11 protein-coding genes are annotated in these 13,650 nt (G+C 71.8%); 9 read left to right on the forward strand and 2 right to left on the reverse strand.

Annotated features, from left to right (window positions below; genetic code table 11):
• Positions 1-509, reverse strand: a 509-nt coding sequence (locus GSF22_RS21010; RefSeq protein WP_208815443.1) for an RtcB family protein, incomplete at its 3' end; no start/stop codon positions are given.
• A 293-nt stretch (positions 510-802) separates the two neighbouring features.
• Here GSF22_RS21010 and GSF22_RS21015 point away from each other — a divergent pair.
• Both GSF22_RS21015 and GSF22_RS21020 read left to right on the forward strand, forming a co-directional pair.
• Positions 803-3,346 carry a malectin domain-containing carbohydrate-binding protein gene (locus tag GSF22_RS21015; protein WP_208815444.1) on the forward strand — a complete coding sequence of 848 codons (2,544 nt, stop codon included), beginning with the start codon at positions 803-805 and terminating at the stop codon, positions 3,344-3,346.
• A gap of 284 nt (positions 3,347-3,630) precedes the next feature.
• Positions 3,631-6,546, forward strand: a complete 2,916-nt coding sequence (locus GSF22_RS21020; RefSeq protein ID WP_208815445.1) for an AfsR/SARP family transcriptional regulator — start codon at positions 3,631-3,633, stop codon at positions 6,544-6,546.
• On the opposite strand, the gene GSF22_RS21025 is transcribed toward GSF22_RS21020, so the two are convergent.
• Positions 6,530-7,273 carry an NUDIX hydrolase gene (locus tag GSF22_RS21025; protein ID WP_208815446.1) on the reverse strand — a complete coding sequence of 248 codons (744 nt, stop codon included), beginning with the start codon at positions 7,271-7,273 and terminating at the stop codon, positions 6,530-6,532. The two genes, GSF22_RS21020 and GSF22_RS21025, sit on opposite strands and share 17 nt — an antisense overlap.
• 132 nt (positions 7,274-7,405) lie before the next feature.
• Here GSF22_RS21025 and GSF22_RS21030 point away from each other — a divergent pair, with 132 nt between their 5' ends.
• From GSF22_RS21030 to GSF22_RS21060, 7 genes are all read left to right on the forward strand, one after another.
• On the forward strand, positions 7,406-7,555 hold the full coding sequence (locus GSF22_RS21030; protein WP_208815447.1) for a hypothetical protein: 150 nt from the start codon (positions 7,406-7,408) through the stop codon (positions 7,553-7,555).
• 392 nt (positions 7,556-7,947) lie between these two features.
• Entirely contained in the window at positions 7,948-8,643 is a 696-nt protein-coding gene (locus GSF22_RS21035) for a hypothetical protein (protein WP_208815448.1), read from the forward strand.
• A gap of 184 nt (positions 8,644-8,827) precedes the next feature.
• On the forward strand, positions 8,828-10,252 hold the full coding sequence (locus GSF22_RS21040) for a DUF4407 domain-containing protein (RefSeq protein WP_208815449.1): 1,425 nt from the start codon (positions 8,828-8,830) through the stop codon (positions 10,250-10,252).
• Positions 10,249-11,040: a vWA domain-containing protein gene (locus GSF22_RS21045; RefSeq protein WP_208815450.1), complete on the forward strand. Its 792-nt coding sequence runs from the start codon at positions 10,249-10,251 to the stop codon at positions 11,038-11,040. The genes GSF22_RS21040 and GSF22_RS21045 overlap by 4 nt, the downstream gene beginning before the upstream one ends.
• A complete protein-coding gene (locus GSF22_RS21050; protein WP_208815451.1) occupies positions 11,033-12,070 on the forward strand; it encodes a protein phosphatase 2C domain-containing protein in 1,038 nt (345 codons plus the stop codon). The genes GSF22_RS21045 and GSF22_RS21050 overlap by 8 nt, the downstream gene beginning before the upstream one ends.
• A 5-nt stretch (positions 12,071-12,075) precedes the next feature.
• Complete coding sequence (locus GSF22_RS21055) at positions 12,076-13,200, forward strand: hypothetical protein (RefSeq protein WP_208815452.1); 1,125 nt, start codon at positions 12,076-12,078, stop codon at positions 13,198-13,200.
• Positions 13,200-13,650, forward strand: a 451-nt coding sequence (locus GSF22_RS21060) for a hypothetical protein (protein WP_208815453.1), incomplete at its 3' end; no start/stop codon positions are given. The genes GSF22_RS21055 and GSF22_RS21060, both read left to right, overlap by 1 nt.

The following is a 13,650-nucleotide window of genomic DNA, read 5'->3' on the forward strand; positions in this document are numbered from 1 at the left end:
TCCTCGCACCGGTCCAGGTCACGCGGGACCCCGTGCCCCCGCTCGACCGCGTACCGGGAGCCGCCGCGCAGCACCGCGTCGAGTTCGGCGCGGTCGGCCACCTGCCACACCGCCCCTCTGCTCATCCCCCTGGGGATGGCGACGTCGAGACCGTCCATCAGCGCGGTGAGTACCGGCGCCAGCGCGGCCCGGTCCAGGTCGGCGGTGAGCAGGCGGACCCCGCAGGAGATGTCGAAGCCCACGCCCCCGGGGGAGACGACGCCGTCCGCGGCGACGTCGGTGGCCGCCACCCCACCGATCGGGAAGCCGTACCCCCAGTGCACGTCCGGCATCGCGTACGACGCGCCGACGATGCCGGGCAGGGTGGCCACGTTGGCGACCTGGTCGAGCGCCCGGTCCCCGGCCACGTCCGGCAGCAGCCCCCGGGACGCGAAGACCACCCCCGGTACCCGCATCGGATCATGCCGGTCGATCCGGAACCGGTACGGCGACTCCTCGACCAGCTCCATGCCGCCCGGCTACCCGGTTCCGCCCGGACTAATCCCCGATCAGCTTTTCGTGTAGGGCAGCCCGGCTGCACCGGCACCGCGACGGTCATGTTCGTGCAGGTGGCGGTCACCTTTGGCCGGTCCCCGGGACGCTGACGGTGCGGACTCGGTCGGTAGGAAAGGCAGAAAGACGACCATGGCGTAGACGTCGCACCCTTGCTCCGACATGGTGTGCTCAGCTCTGTGCCCACGGTCGGTCGACCCGCGTCACCGGTCGACCGCCGTACCCCCCGTACACGCATCCGGAGTTGCCGATGGCCCCGTTCCCGACAACCGGTCGCCGATTCCTGGCGGTCCTCAGCGTCACCGCCCTGACCGTCGCCGGTCTGGTCGGCGCCGGACCCGTCATGGCCGACCCGAACCACACGGTGGTGGTGGGCGACGTCCCGTCCAGCCGCACCCCGGACATCACCGACGGCACGGTCTTCGCCATCCACGACGCCGGGACGAAGGTGATCGCCGCCGGTTCGTTCACCACCGTCGAGAACCGGGGCTCGGACGTCAGCATCCCGCGCCCCTACGTGCTCGCCTTCGACAAGGCGACCGGCACGGTGGACACCGCGTTCGCGCCGGCCGTCGACGGCGAGGTCCGGGCGGTCGTCGCCGGCCCGACCGCCGGGACGGTCTACCTCGCCGGCAAGTTCAACACCGTCAACGGGGTCACCCGGCGCAAGCTGGCGCTGCTCAACGTCGCCGACGGCAGCCTCACCCCCGGCTTCGCCGGACCGGCCTTCAACGGCCTGGTCAACGACCTGGCGCTGGCCGGCAACCGGCTTTTCGTCGGGGGCATCTTCACCACCGCCGGCAACGCCAACCCGCGCGGCGGGCTCGCCTCGCTCAACGCCACCACCGGCGCGCTGGACAGCTACCTGACCACCACCCTCACCGAGAACCACAACTGGGACGGGGTCAGCGGGGCCAAGGCCGGCGTCGGCGCGGAGAAGCTGGCGCTGGCCCCGGACGGCGGCAGCCTGGTGGTGATCGGCAACTTCAAGAAGGCCGACGGGGTACTGCACGACCAGATCGTCAAGCTCGACCTGGGCGGGACCTCGGCCACCATCGCCGACTGGAACACCAGCCGGTACACGCCGCGCTGCGCGTACAACGCGTTCGACTCGTACGTCCGGGACGTGGCGTACGCGCCGGACGGCAGCTACTTCGTGGTGGTCACCACCGGCGCCGCGTACACCGGCACGCTCTGTGACACCGCCGCCCGGTGGGACGAGGCCGCGACCGGCAGTGAACTCCAGCCGACCTGGATCGCCCACTCCGGCGGGGACACCTTCCTCTCGGTGGGCATCAGCGAGCAGGCCGTCTACGTCGGCGGGCACCTGCGCTGGATCAACAACAGCCTCGGCAAGGACAAGGCCCAGCCCGGTGCGGTCGGCCGGGCCAGCATCGCCGCACTCGACCCGCTCAACGGCCTGCCGCTGGCCTGGAACCCGGGCCGGCACCCGCGTGGCTACGGCGTCGCCGAGATGCTGGTCACGCCGGAGGGGCTCTGGCTCGGCAGCGACCAGTCGTGGATCGGCAACTTCCAGTACCGGCGGGAGCGCATCGCGTTCTTCTCGCTGAACAGCGGCACCGCGCCGCACTCCACCGCCACCGCAGGGCTGCCCGGCAACGTCTACCTCGCCGGTCCGCCGGCGGAGACCAACGTGCTGTACCGGGTGAACGTCGGTGGACCGCAGCTGCCGGCCGTCGACGCCGGACCGGACTGGGCGGCGGACACCTCGGCGGCCCCCAGCCCGTACCACAACACGGGTAGCAGTGTGACGTCGTCCGGCGCGGTGGGCAGCGTCGACGCGACGGTACCCGCCACCACCCCCACGGCCGTCTTCACCGAGCAGCGGTACGACCCGGCGCCGGCGCCGGAGATGCAGTGGGACTTCCCGGTCCCCGCCGGTACCGAGGTCGAGATGCGCGTGTACCTGGCCAACCGGTACTCGGGGACCTCGACCGTCGGCAGTCGCGTCTTCGACGTCGTCCTGGAGGGGACGACGGTGCTGGACAACTTCGACGTGGTGGCCGCGACCGGACACAACCGGGGCACCATGCGGTCGTTCACCGTCACCAGCGACGGCAACGTCGACCTGGACTTCGGGCACGTGGTGGAGAACCCGCTGGTCGACGCGATCGAGATCGTCAAGACCGGACCGCCGCCGCCGGCCGGTACCGGCGACCGGGTGCTGGTGCGCTCCTACGACGGGGTGAGCACGGTCGGCGCCCCGGCCGAGGTGACCAACCCGGACGCGACCGCCTGGTCGACCGCCCGGGGTGGGTTCTGGGTCGGTGGCACGCTCTTCTACGGCATGGGCTCCACGCTGTACCGCCGGACCTTCGACGGCACCACGTTCGGCCCGGCCACCGTCGTCGACCCGTACCACGACGCGTACTGGGACACCGTGGTGACCGACTCGGGTCCGGACGGCCAGACGTACGCCGGGATGACGGTCAACTTCTACGCCGAGATCCCCAACGTGACCGGCATGTTCTACACCGCCGGCCGGCTGTACTACACGCTCTCCGGGCAGACCGGGCTGTACTGGCGCTGGTTCAACCCGGACAGCGGCACCGTCGGCGCGGACAAGTTCACCGTCGCCGGGGCCACCGGGTTCAACGACATCTCCGGCATCTTCGCCGTCGGGAACACCCTCTACACGGTGGCCCGCAGCACCGGCAACCTCGCCGGCCGGGACTGGACCAACCTGGCCCCGTCCGGTACCCCGACCGTACTCAGCGGTCCGGGGGTGGACGGCGTCGACTGGCGGGCCAAGGCCGTCTTCGTCGGTCCGTGACGCTGTCCTGATACCGGAACCGGTTGGCCCGGCCCTCCCTGGGGAGGGCCGGGCCAACCGCTGTCCCGCCCGCCCGGCACCGGGCATCGACCGAACGGCTCAGATGGTGGGACTACTTGTCATCGAGCGATTATCCGATGTCATGGTCCTCCGGTCCCCCCACCCCGGACGTCCAGAGGGGTCATCGGGACCGGAAAGACGGTTTGCCGTTCCCGCATCCCGCACGTACGTTGCCTCCATGACCGCGCGCCACCGCCGAGGGCGACGGGACGGAGACAGCCGGCATGTATCACATACTAGGACAGCTCGCGATCACCGACGGTCGGCGACGCCTGCCGTTGCCCGGCGGCAACCTGCTCACCGTACTGGCCCTGCTGCTCCTCAACGCGAACAAACCGGTGTCCACCCCGGAGCTGCTGCGCCGGGTCTGGGGTAGCACCGAGGTGGACGAGACCCAGTTGTACAAGTGCGTCTCCCACCTGCGGAACCTTCTCGACGGGGTCGACCGGCGGGGCTCGCTGGTCACCCGGGCCCGGTACGGCTACGAACTCCAGGTCGGCGAGGACGAGCTCGACAAGCTCCGGTTCGAACGACTGGTCCGGGACGCGGAGGCCACCGGGGTGCGGGGGGACCGCACCGGGGAGGCCGCGCTGCTGCGCCAGGCGTTGGCCCAGTGGCACGGGGACCAACCACTCGGCGGGCTGCTCGACGAGTCCGCCGACCGGACGATCGCCGGGCTCGTCCAACGCCGTAAGCGGGCGATCGTCCGGCTCGCGGACCTCGAACTGCACGGCGGCCGGCACGCCGAGGTACTCGACCTCCTCCAGGAGGCTGCCGGGTACTTCCCCACCGACCAGCGGATCTGCGGTCAACTGCTGGTGGCCCTCTACCGCAGCGGGCACCCGACGGAGGCGTTGGCCGGCTACGACCGGTATGCGGCGGCGCTACGGGAGGACACCGGGGCGGCACCCGACAGCCAGCTGCGCGCCCTGCGGTACGCGATCGCCGGCAACAACAGGGAAGCCGTCGACGGGTACGGCCCCGGCGGGTCGGTACGCCCCGTCGCCCCCGCGCCGGTGGCCGTCGTCCCCCGGCAGTTACCGATGGATCTGCCCGACTTCGTCGGCCGGGCCGAGCTGCTCGACCGCGCACGGGTCCTGCTGCCCGGGGAACCGTCGGCTGCCCCACCGGTGGTCGTGCTGACCGGACCGGGCGGGATCGGCAAGTCGATCCTGGCGGTGCGGATCGCCCACCTGGTCCGCGAGCAGTACCCGGACGGCCAGCTGTTCCTGGACCTCGGCGGCACGAGCCAGGTGCCGATGGCGGTGGACGAGGCACTGGCCCAGATCCACCGGGCGTTCGGTGTCCGCACCGTACCGGAGACACACCAGGAGCGGAGCGCGCTGTTCCGCAGTCTCCTGGCCGACCGCCGGGTACTGCTCGTCCTCGACGACGCCCAGGACGAGACGCAGGTCCGAGACCTGATCCCCGGTAGCCACCGGTGCGCGGTCCTGATCACCAGCCGGCGCCGGCTGCCCGACCTGGCCGGGGCGCACCACCTGGCCACCCTCGCCCCGTTCGACCCCGCCGAGGCGGTCGAGCTCTTCGACCGTATCGTCCGCCGCTCCGGTGTCGACCCGGCGCCGGAGCCCGAGGCGGTGGGCCAGGTGGTCGCGCTCTGCGCCGGGCTCCCGCTGGCCATCTCGGTGGCCGCCGCCCTACGCGCCCGGGACGAGGGCGGCACGACCGGGGACCTGGCCTCGCGTCTGGCCGGGCAGCGACTGGCGGTACTGGTCTACGGCGACCGCAGCGTCGCCCGCAGCATCGGCGCCGGACTGGACGGGCTCGACGACGCGGCCCGGCTGCTCTTCCTGGGCCTGGGTCTGCTGGCACTGCCGGAGTTCGGGGTGTGGACGGCAGCGGCCGTACTGGACGCCCCGGTTGCGCAGGCGTCGGCGACGCTCGGCCAGCTGGCTGCCCGTAACCTGCTCTCCGCGACCGGGCCGGGGCGGTACCGGCTGCACGACCTGACCCGGGACTACGCCCGGCTGCGGGCTGTCGAGCGGTTCGCCACCACCCGGGACCGCACCGACCTGTTCACCCGGGTGTACGGGGCACTGCTGACCCTGACCCGGCACGCCCACACCAGTCTCTGCGGCGGTGACTTCGAGGTGTTGCACAGCGCCGATCCGCCACAGCCCGTCGCCGCCGCGTTCCGGACGGAGGTGGACCGGGACCCGCTGGCCTGGTTCGAGACGGAGCGGCTGAACATCCGGGCGGCGGTACGGCACGCCGCCGAACTGGACCTGACCACGCTCTGCTGGGATCTGGCGGTCTCCGCGCACGAGTTCTACAACGTCCGGGGGTACCTGGACGACTGGCACACCACCCACCTGCTGGCGTTGGACACCTGCCGGCGGCGGGCGGACGCACGGGGGGCCGCCGCCCTGGTGACCATCCTCGGGCAACCGGCGATGATGGCCAGCCGCCGCCCGGGTCTGCCCGGTCATGCCGACCTCACCTCTGCGGTGTCCTACTTGGACGGTGCGGGCGACCGGCAGGGTACGGCGATCGCGCTGCGCACGCTCGCCAGCCAGCTGCGCCGCGAGGGACGTTTCGACGAGGCGCGCACCGCCTACGAGGAGGCCCTGGCGCGGTACACGGCCTGCGGCGACCTGGTGGGTCGGTGGCAGTCACTGCGCTACCTCGGGCAGACCTGGCTCGACCTCGGTGAGCCGGGCCGTGCCCTCGGCATGCTACGGGAGGCCGAGCAGGTGGCCCGGGACAGTGGACTGCCCCGGCTGCGGGCGCAGACCGCGTACTGGCTGGGCCGGGCCTACCTGGCCGGCGGGGAGCTGGACCGGTCACAGGGGCAGTTCCGCTACGTGCTGGACACCGTGGGCCGGACCGACCCGGTCGGGGCTGCCTACGCCTACCACGGTCTGGGCGACGTGGCGCGGCTGGCCGACGACGACGCCCGGGCCGGCCGGTATCTGCGTACGGCGGTCCGCCTGGCCCGCCGGGCGGGCGACGCCGTGCTGGAGGGCCGCGCTTTCCAGTCCCTGGCCGAGCTGCACCAGATCCGGCGCCGGCCCACCGAGCAGGCCGCCGCGCTGAGCAGCGCGGTGGCCTGCTTCGGCAGTGGCAACGCCAGCTATCTGAAGGACCGGGCGCTGGCTGCCCTCACCGAGCTGGACTGACTGCACCGACGGGTTCGCCGCCCTGATCGGCGCCCCGCAGCATGGGCGGGTAGAGGGTCGTCGCCGGTCCTCGCCGGTAGAGGGTGGCGGGACGGCCGGTCTCCTGGACCCGCTGTTCACCGGACGGAATCACGAACCCCTCGGTCTTCTTCACCTTCCGGCTGAAGTTCCGCGGATCCAGTGGCACGCCCCAGACCACCTCGTAGATCTCCCGCAGCTCGCCCATCGTGAAGGTCTCGCCGCAGAAGACCGTGGCCAGGGTGGTGTACTCCAGTTCCCGGCGGGCCCGGTCGACGGCGGTACGGAGGATGTCGCCGTGATCGAACGCCAGCCGGTCGGGATCGGCCAGGCTGGCCTCGACCGGCTCCCACCGGGCGCCGCTGGCGTCCGAACCGGGCACCGGTACCGGCAGGTGGGGGGCGATGGCCAGGTAGGCGATGGTGACCACCCGCCCCCGAGGGTCCCGCCCGGGCGCACCGAAGGCACCGAGTTGCGCCAGGTGGAGCGCGGATCCGTCGAGGCCGGTCTCCTCCCGCAGTTCGCGGCGTGCTGCCGCGTCGAGGTCCTCACCGTCGCGGAGGAAGCCACCGGGCAGGGCCGCACGACCCCGGAACGGCTCGTTGCCCCGTTCGATCAGCAGAACCTGGAGACGCCCTTCGCGCACCGTGAGGATGGCCAGGTCGACGGTCACCTTGACGGCTGCGTGGGCACGACGTGCGCTGCTCATGAGGGACAGGGTACATAAATGTCTTCTTGACATGAAGGGGTGGGGGAACTTACTGTCATTCTGACAAGAGGGAACTCTCCCGCAGCACCGGCCAGACCTCCCTCCACCCGTCACCCCCAAGGAGGCACCACCGTGCGCCACCACCTGCGGACCTGCCTGCTCGCCGCCGTCGTCGCACTGCTCCCGACCGGCGCGGCACTTCCCGCCGACCACGCGACCACGACCCACCGCACCGCCAGCCCCTGCACCAACGGCACGAACTGGGACGGCTCCTGCCGATGAAACGTTGCCGGTAGACCGGCGGCATGGAACCGGTAGGAATCTCGACGAGACTGACCGGGTGGCCGTGCACAGCGGCACGGCCACCCCTGTCGACGGCATTCCGCACCCGCACCGTCACTGTTGGCGACAACGGATGCCGGCAAGCCACGGCAACGGTCGGGGAAAGCCGACACCCGGCCGGGAGAGACACACCATTGCAAAGCGCTGACGATACCGGCGGACGACACATTCCAGCCGTTCGGCCACCGCACTTACGACAGGCGTGAACCGTACGGATGAAAATTGCTTTGCGGACCAGAAGCCGGCAGTGCCGGCAGTAAGGTGGCAGTCACGTCGACAGACGGTCGCCACACCCCTCCCGAACCCCGAAAGCCTCCGAGGTGAACGAGGCATTGTCTTTCTCCATTCAGGTGCCGCAATCGGGCACCAACCCCGAGCACCAATATCCGGTCGTCGGATTCACGTCACTGGACCCGGTACGGCGACGTTTCCTGCGCCCACGTCGGCGCTTCGCCGAGGAGTTTCCGGAGCAGAGGCCGGGTAGCGTCCTGGTCTTCCAGGCCAACGGCACGTACGCACTCGCGCCGCCCGGGCCGGACATGCTGCGCTCGCACACCGTGGTGGACGCGCTCGCGGTGGCCGTGGTCTCCGTCCGCCAGGAACTGGTCGTCGCCCACGTTCCGCTCCCCACCTCGGCCACCGGTCGCGTGCTGCTCAGCGTCACGTTCCACTGCCGGGTCGTCGACCCGATCCTGGTGCTGGAGGCCGGCGCCTGGGACATCCGCCCCAGCCTCACCGCGCACCTGCTCAACGACGACATCCTGCAGATGCTCGGTACCCGGGACGACGTCATGAGCAACCCCGACGTGCCGCGTCGCATCCTGAGCCGGATCTACGCGCGCAAGGACCTGGAGCCCTCCGACGTACCGGGAATGACGATGGACCTGGTCAGCGTGCAGGTCGGTATCCAGGCCGGTCGCGTCGACCACGGATATGCGGGGGACACCACGTTCGACACGGACCCGAATGATCCACAAGGGCGGTACGACGACGACTACGGTTCACCAGGCGGATTCCACGCCGGGTGAGGCGGCCACCTGCATTACCCGCTGCCAATTGCCACCTGAATGGAGAGCCGACCCCCGGCGGCCCTTGTCACACCGCCCCGGAAAACCCGGCCTCCAACCATTCTGCCCATGTCGAGCCGCTGCCCGGCGGTTATTCCGGACCCCGAGGTACGGCCAGGAAACAACCGCAGTCAGGAGACATGCGATGGATGAGAAGGTCGACATTCCCCGGTGGGGGCCGGCCCGGGCCCTGCGCCTGTGCACGGGAGCAGACGAGAAGATCCTCGCCCAGGTGCCCAGCGAGCGCCCCCGGTACACGGCGATGGGTGGGGTGGTCTTCGGTACGGCCCTGCTCGCCATGTTCTCCATGGCGTACGCGCTGTACTGCGTGTTCGGCGGCTTCCGGTTCTTCGTCGTCGGCGTGGTGCTGGTCTGGGGACTGTTCATCCTCAGCCTCGACCGGTGGTTGATGGCCGGGGCACCGATCAGCTCGGGCAGTGCACGTAACCGGTTCCTGCCCCGGCTGCTGCTCTCGGTGGCGCTCGGCATGGTGGTCGCCGAGCCGCTCCTGCTCGGCGTCTTCGACAGCGCCATCCAGGAGCGGGTCGCCCGGGACCGGGCGACCGAACTCGCCGACCGGGAGAGCCTGCTGCGGCTCTGCAACCCGGTGCCGGGTACTCCGGAGGCGGCCAGGCCGGAGGCGAACGACGCGACGTGCCTGGACAACCGGTTGAAGATCGACGGCGACTCGCCGGAGCGGTTGCAGACCGAACTGGACGAGACCAAGCGGCAGGCCGACGCGTTGCGCAAGACCGTCGACGCGGACTCCGCCGCGCACGCGAAGCTGGAGGAGAAGGCCCGGCGCGAGTGCAACGGCACCCCGGGCAGCGAGTTCTCCGGCCGGCCCGGGGTGGGGCCCAACTGCCGGCGGCTCCGTGGTGAGGCGGACCGCTACTACGCCGACCACAAGATCAAGGAGAACTCCACCCGGCTGGTGCAGCTGGACAGCAAGGCCAATTCCCTCACCGAGCAGGTCAGCACCGCCCGCCAGCGGTACGGGGAGCTGATCAACAAGAAGATCGACGAGGAACTCGACACGATCCGCGACCGCCACCGCAACATCGGTCTCCTGGAACGGTTCCGTGCCCTGGACGACCTGGTGGAGGAGAACGGCTACGTGCACGCCACCCAGTGGGGGCTACGGATCTTCCTGATCATCATCGACGCGCTGCCGGCCCTGCTGAAGGTCCTCAACGGCGAGACCGTGTACGACCGCCTCAACGCCCGCCGGCTACGCGACCAGGACCGCCAGGACGCCGGGCAACGCGACGCCGACCGGGAACGACACGCGACCGACCTGCGCTTCCAGCGCTACCGCACCCAGCAGCAGCACGAGGTACGGCGGAAGCGGTTCGCGCACGACGTGCGGGTGGAGAACGCCAACATCGATGTCGCGCGGGAAGAGTTGATCAGCGCACGGGAGCGCAGTCTGCTGGGCGTGGCGACCGGCCCGGCCATCGACGGATGGGACCTCGACGCCACCCAGGAGTTCGTCATCGACCAGCCGGTGAGCCCCTCGACCGACCCCGCCAGCGGACCCGACGCACCGGCGACCGGAGCAGCGTCGTGACCCTCCACGGCCGGTACGCCCCGGACTCCCCAGCCGCCGTCCGACGCTACTACCTGGTCTACCTGGTCCTCGACGCGTCCCCTTCGATGCGGGTCGACCTGGGTACCGGCGAGGTGGAGCGCTCCGGCGACCTGGGCAACACCTACCTCGGCCAGTTCACCCGGTTGATCTCACGGATGCTGCGGGAACTGTCGGACAACCCGGTGGTCAACAGCCTGACCTCGGTCGGTGTACTGGCCTTCCACCAGCGACCACAGATCCTGCGTCCCATGTCCGACCTGGCTCGACCACAGGTCATCGGCATGCCGGACCGGGGGCCGTACACCGACTACGCCTCGGTCCTGCGCTTCCTGGTGGCGCAGTACCCCCGCGACGTCCGGGCGGTGCTGACCGAGCGGCACCGCCCGGACGAGGAGATCACCACCGCCCGGCCGTGGGTCTTCTTCATCACCGACGGTCGCCCCTACGCGCAGGGCCGGCCGCAACGCGACGACGAGTGGCTGCCGCACCGCAACGCACTGGTGGACGGGGACATCGGGGCCCGGATCGTCGCCATCGGCCTGCCCAACGCCAACGAGCAGGCCCTCTGGAAGGTCGCCTCGGGGCCCCCCGGGCGACCCCGCAACGCGCTGATCGCCGACGGCGCGGACTCGTCGTCACTCGCGGCGAGCATCGTGGCCGCCATCAAGCGGAGCATCACCGCCTCGGTCACCTCCGCCGCCAGCGGCAACCTGCTGATCGACGTGCCCCGGGGGATGCGCCGCGCGACCGGGAACTCCCATGAGTAGGCCGGTTGCGGTGGCCCTGCTCCTCCTGGTGCTGGCCACCGTCGGCACCGCGTTGCTGCTGGCCCGGTCGTGGTGGGTGGGACCGGTGCCGGTGCCCGCCACGCGGCGCCGGGTGGTCCGGGCCGCGGCCCGGTTGGCCGACGTGCTTCCCGGCCGGGTGCGGTCGCGCCACCCGGGTCCGGCCACCGAGACGCCACCCCCACCGCTGACCCGGGCGCTCGTCCTCACCCCCCGCCAGGTACCGGTCGGCGAGCCACCCCTGGCCACCGCCGTGATCGGTTGCCGGTCCGGCAGCGCGACCTTCCACGGCGGATGCGGTTCCGGTCCGAACCGGCTGACCGTCCGGGCCGCCACCCTGCGGGGTCTGGCCCACGCCCTGGACGGTGGTGACGGGCAGGACGCGGTGGGCGCCCGCTGGGACCGGCGGGCCGGCGCGCTGCATCTTGCGGTCGCCGACGGGCTCGGCTCGCTGCCCGGGTCGGCCACCGCGGCGATGGTGGCGGTCCAGGAGGCCCTGCGGTCCATGCGGGACTCGGGCGGCCAGTCGTCCGGCCCACCCTTCTCGTCGCTGTTCACCCGGGCCGGTCAGGCTGTCGCCGCCCAGGCGACAACCGCACGGGGCGAACTGCACGGGGCGACGACCCTGGTGGTCGCCGAGGTACGCCCGGCAGAGCGGGGAGCGGTGGTCCGCTGCGGCGGCATCGGCGACTCGGAGGCCTGGGTGCTCGACGAGCACGGCTGGTGGGCCGCCCACCACGAGCGGGACAGCGCCACGGAGAACGCCACCCGGCAACTGCCCCGACACGCGCAGCCCCGGCTCGCCGAGGTGGCGGTACGACCGGGCAGCGTGCTGCTGCTGGCCACCGACGGGTTCGCCGCCGCACTCGGTGGCCGCAGGTCACGCCTCGGCGAGACGCTCGCCGCCCGGTGGCGCAGACCTCCGTCGCCGCTGGAGTTCCTCGCCCAGGTCGACTTCGTCGACGACTACCACACCGACGACCGGACGGTCGTCGCGGTCTGGATCGGGTGAGACGGATGAGCACCGGAAACGGACCACTCAGCGGGGTGGACGTGGTCGACATCGGACAGATCACCCGGTCGTCCGGGGACGGTCACGTGGGAGGTGGCTCCACCCTGCACCGGTGCACCTACCGGGGAGGCCGGTACCTGTTCAAGCGGTACCGGCCCGAACACCTGCGGGAAGTGGACAGCGCGGCCCTGGGGCGCCAGGTGGCGTGGCGGCACGGCCTGCCGGAGGCCGACCGGGCCCGGCTCGACGCGGTCGCGTCCTGGCCGCTCCGGCGGGTCCGGGACCGCGCCGGTGGACTGGGCGGGATCCTGATCCCGGAGGCCAACGCCGCCTTCAGCCATCGCGGCCGGTGGGGTGAGCGCCGGCCCCACACCCTCGCCGATCTGATCCGGCTGACCGCCGGGGGGACGGTGCGGGCCGGCGCACCGGTCGACGTCAAGCAGGTGGCGCTGGGCCGGGTCGCGCGGACCATCCTCTGGCTGCACTCCTGCGGGGTCGTCGTCAACGACGTGCAGGCGGAGAACATCCTCTGCCGGCGCGACGGATCGGCCGTCTACCTGGTCGACTGCGACGCGATGCTCGGGCCCTGGGGCCAGGTGTGTCCGCCGCAGGCGCCGGACTACATGCGGATCGTGGTGCCTGGCGCCGACCGGCCCGACCAGGTCACCGATCTGGCCCGGCTGGCCTGGGTGGCGGTGTGGCTGCTGCTCGACGACTTCTCGGTGGTCGGGCTGCGCCAGGAGCGGCTGGCCGGCCTGATCGGCGCCGACGCCGCAGAAACACTGATGGCCGCGGCCACGGCCGGGAGGGGTGGTCCGCCGGCCGGTTCGTGGCACCGGCTGGCGGCGCAGTGGGCGCCGGAGCACCTGCCCGCGAGATCCGGGCCGGTCAGCGGGGTCGTGGTGGGTCGCGCGCCCCGGCCGGCGTCGCCGGTGCCGACCCGCCGGCCGGTCAACTGGGTGCCGCCCCGGTACCGCCGTCCGCTGGTCCGGCACTGGGACACCGACCCCGTTCCCGTGCCGGAGCCGGACGTTCCGCCGCGTCGGCGCCGGTCCCGTCTCGTTCTCTCCGCCGCCGCGCTGCTCGGCGGGCTGGCGCTGCTGGACCTGCTCTGGGAGGTGATCCGCTGATGGGTGAGCTGCGTGTCCGCATCGACGGTACGGAGCACCGCCTGGGCGACACGGAGGTCCACTACCTGTGGCAGACCGACGGCCGGTTGGAGATCGGAACCAGGCTGCCCCGGGCGGTCCCCCGTTTCGGCTATCTGGTCTCCGAATTCGGCACCTGGTGGTTGCACACCAACCCGCAACGGCGACCGGCTGACCTCCAGATCGACGGCGGCGAGGTCGGGGACGCCAGCGTCCCGTTGGGCACGACCACGGTCGAGCTGGGTCTGCTGCGGCGTGCCGCTCCCCGACCGCCGGTCGACCCGGCACCCGCCACGGTCGCGTCCCGACCCCGGTCGGCCCGCTGGTGGGCACGCCGGTCCGACGGCAGCCCGGTTTCCACGGTCGGTACCGCCGGACCTCGCCGACCGGGTGGCGGCCGGGCCGGCGGTAGCGGGACGGGGGGTGGAGGGA

Origin of the sequence: Micromonospora echinofusca (assembly GCF_017614955.1) — a bacterium.
Classification (GTDB): domain Bacteria; phylum Actinomycetota; class Actinomycetes; order Mycobacteriales; family Micromonosporaceae; genus Micromonospora; species Micromonospora echinofusca_A.

What these genes read in the sequence shown, in the direction of transcription:
- GSF22_RS21015 (WP_208815444.1), top strand. Translation starts at nt 803, where the DNA reads ATGGCCCCGTTCCCGACAACCGGTCGCCGATTCCTGGCGGTCCTCAGC.
- GSF22_RS21020 (WP_208815445.1), top strand. Translation starts at nt 3,631, where the DNA reads ATGTATCACATACTAGGACAGCTCGCGATCACCGACGGTCGGCGACGC.
- GSF22_RS21025 (WP_208815446.1), bottom strand. Translation starts at nt 7,273, where the DNA reads ATGAGCAGCGCACGTCGTGCCCACGCAGCCGTCAAGGTGACCGTCGAC.
- GSF22_RS21040 (WP_208815449.1), top strand. Translation starts at nt 8,828, where the DNA reads ATGGATGAGAAGGTCGACATTCCCCGGTGGGGGCCGGCCCGGGCCCTG.
- GSF22_RS21050 (WP_208815451.1), top strand. Translation starts at nt 11,033, where the DNA reads ATGAGTAGGCCGGTTGCGGTGGCCCTGCTCCTCCTGGTGCTGGCCACC.
- GSF22_RS21055 (WP_208815452.1), top strand. Translation starts at nt 12,076, where the DNA reads ATGAGCACCGGAAACGGACCACTCAGCGGGGTGGACGTGGTCGACATC.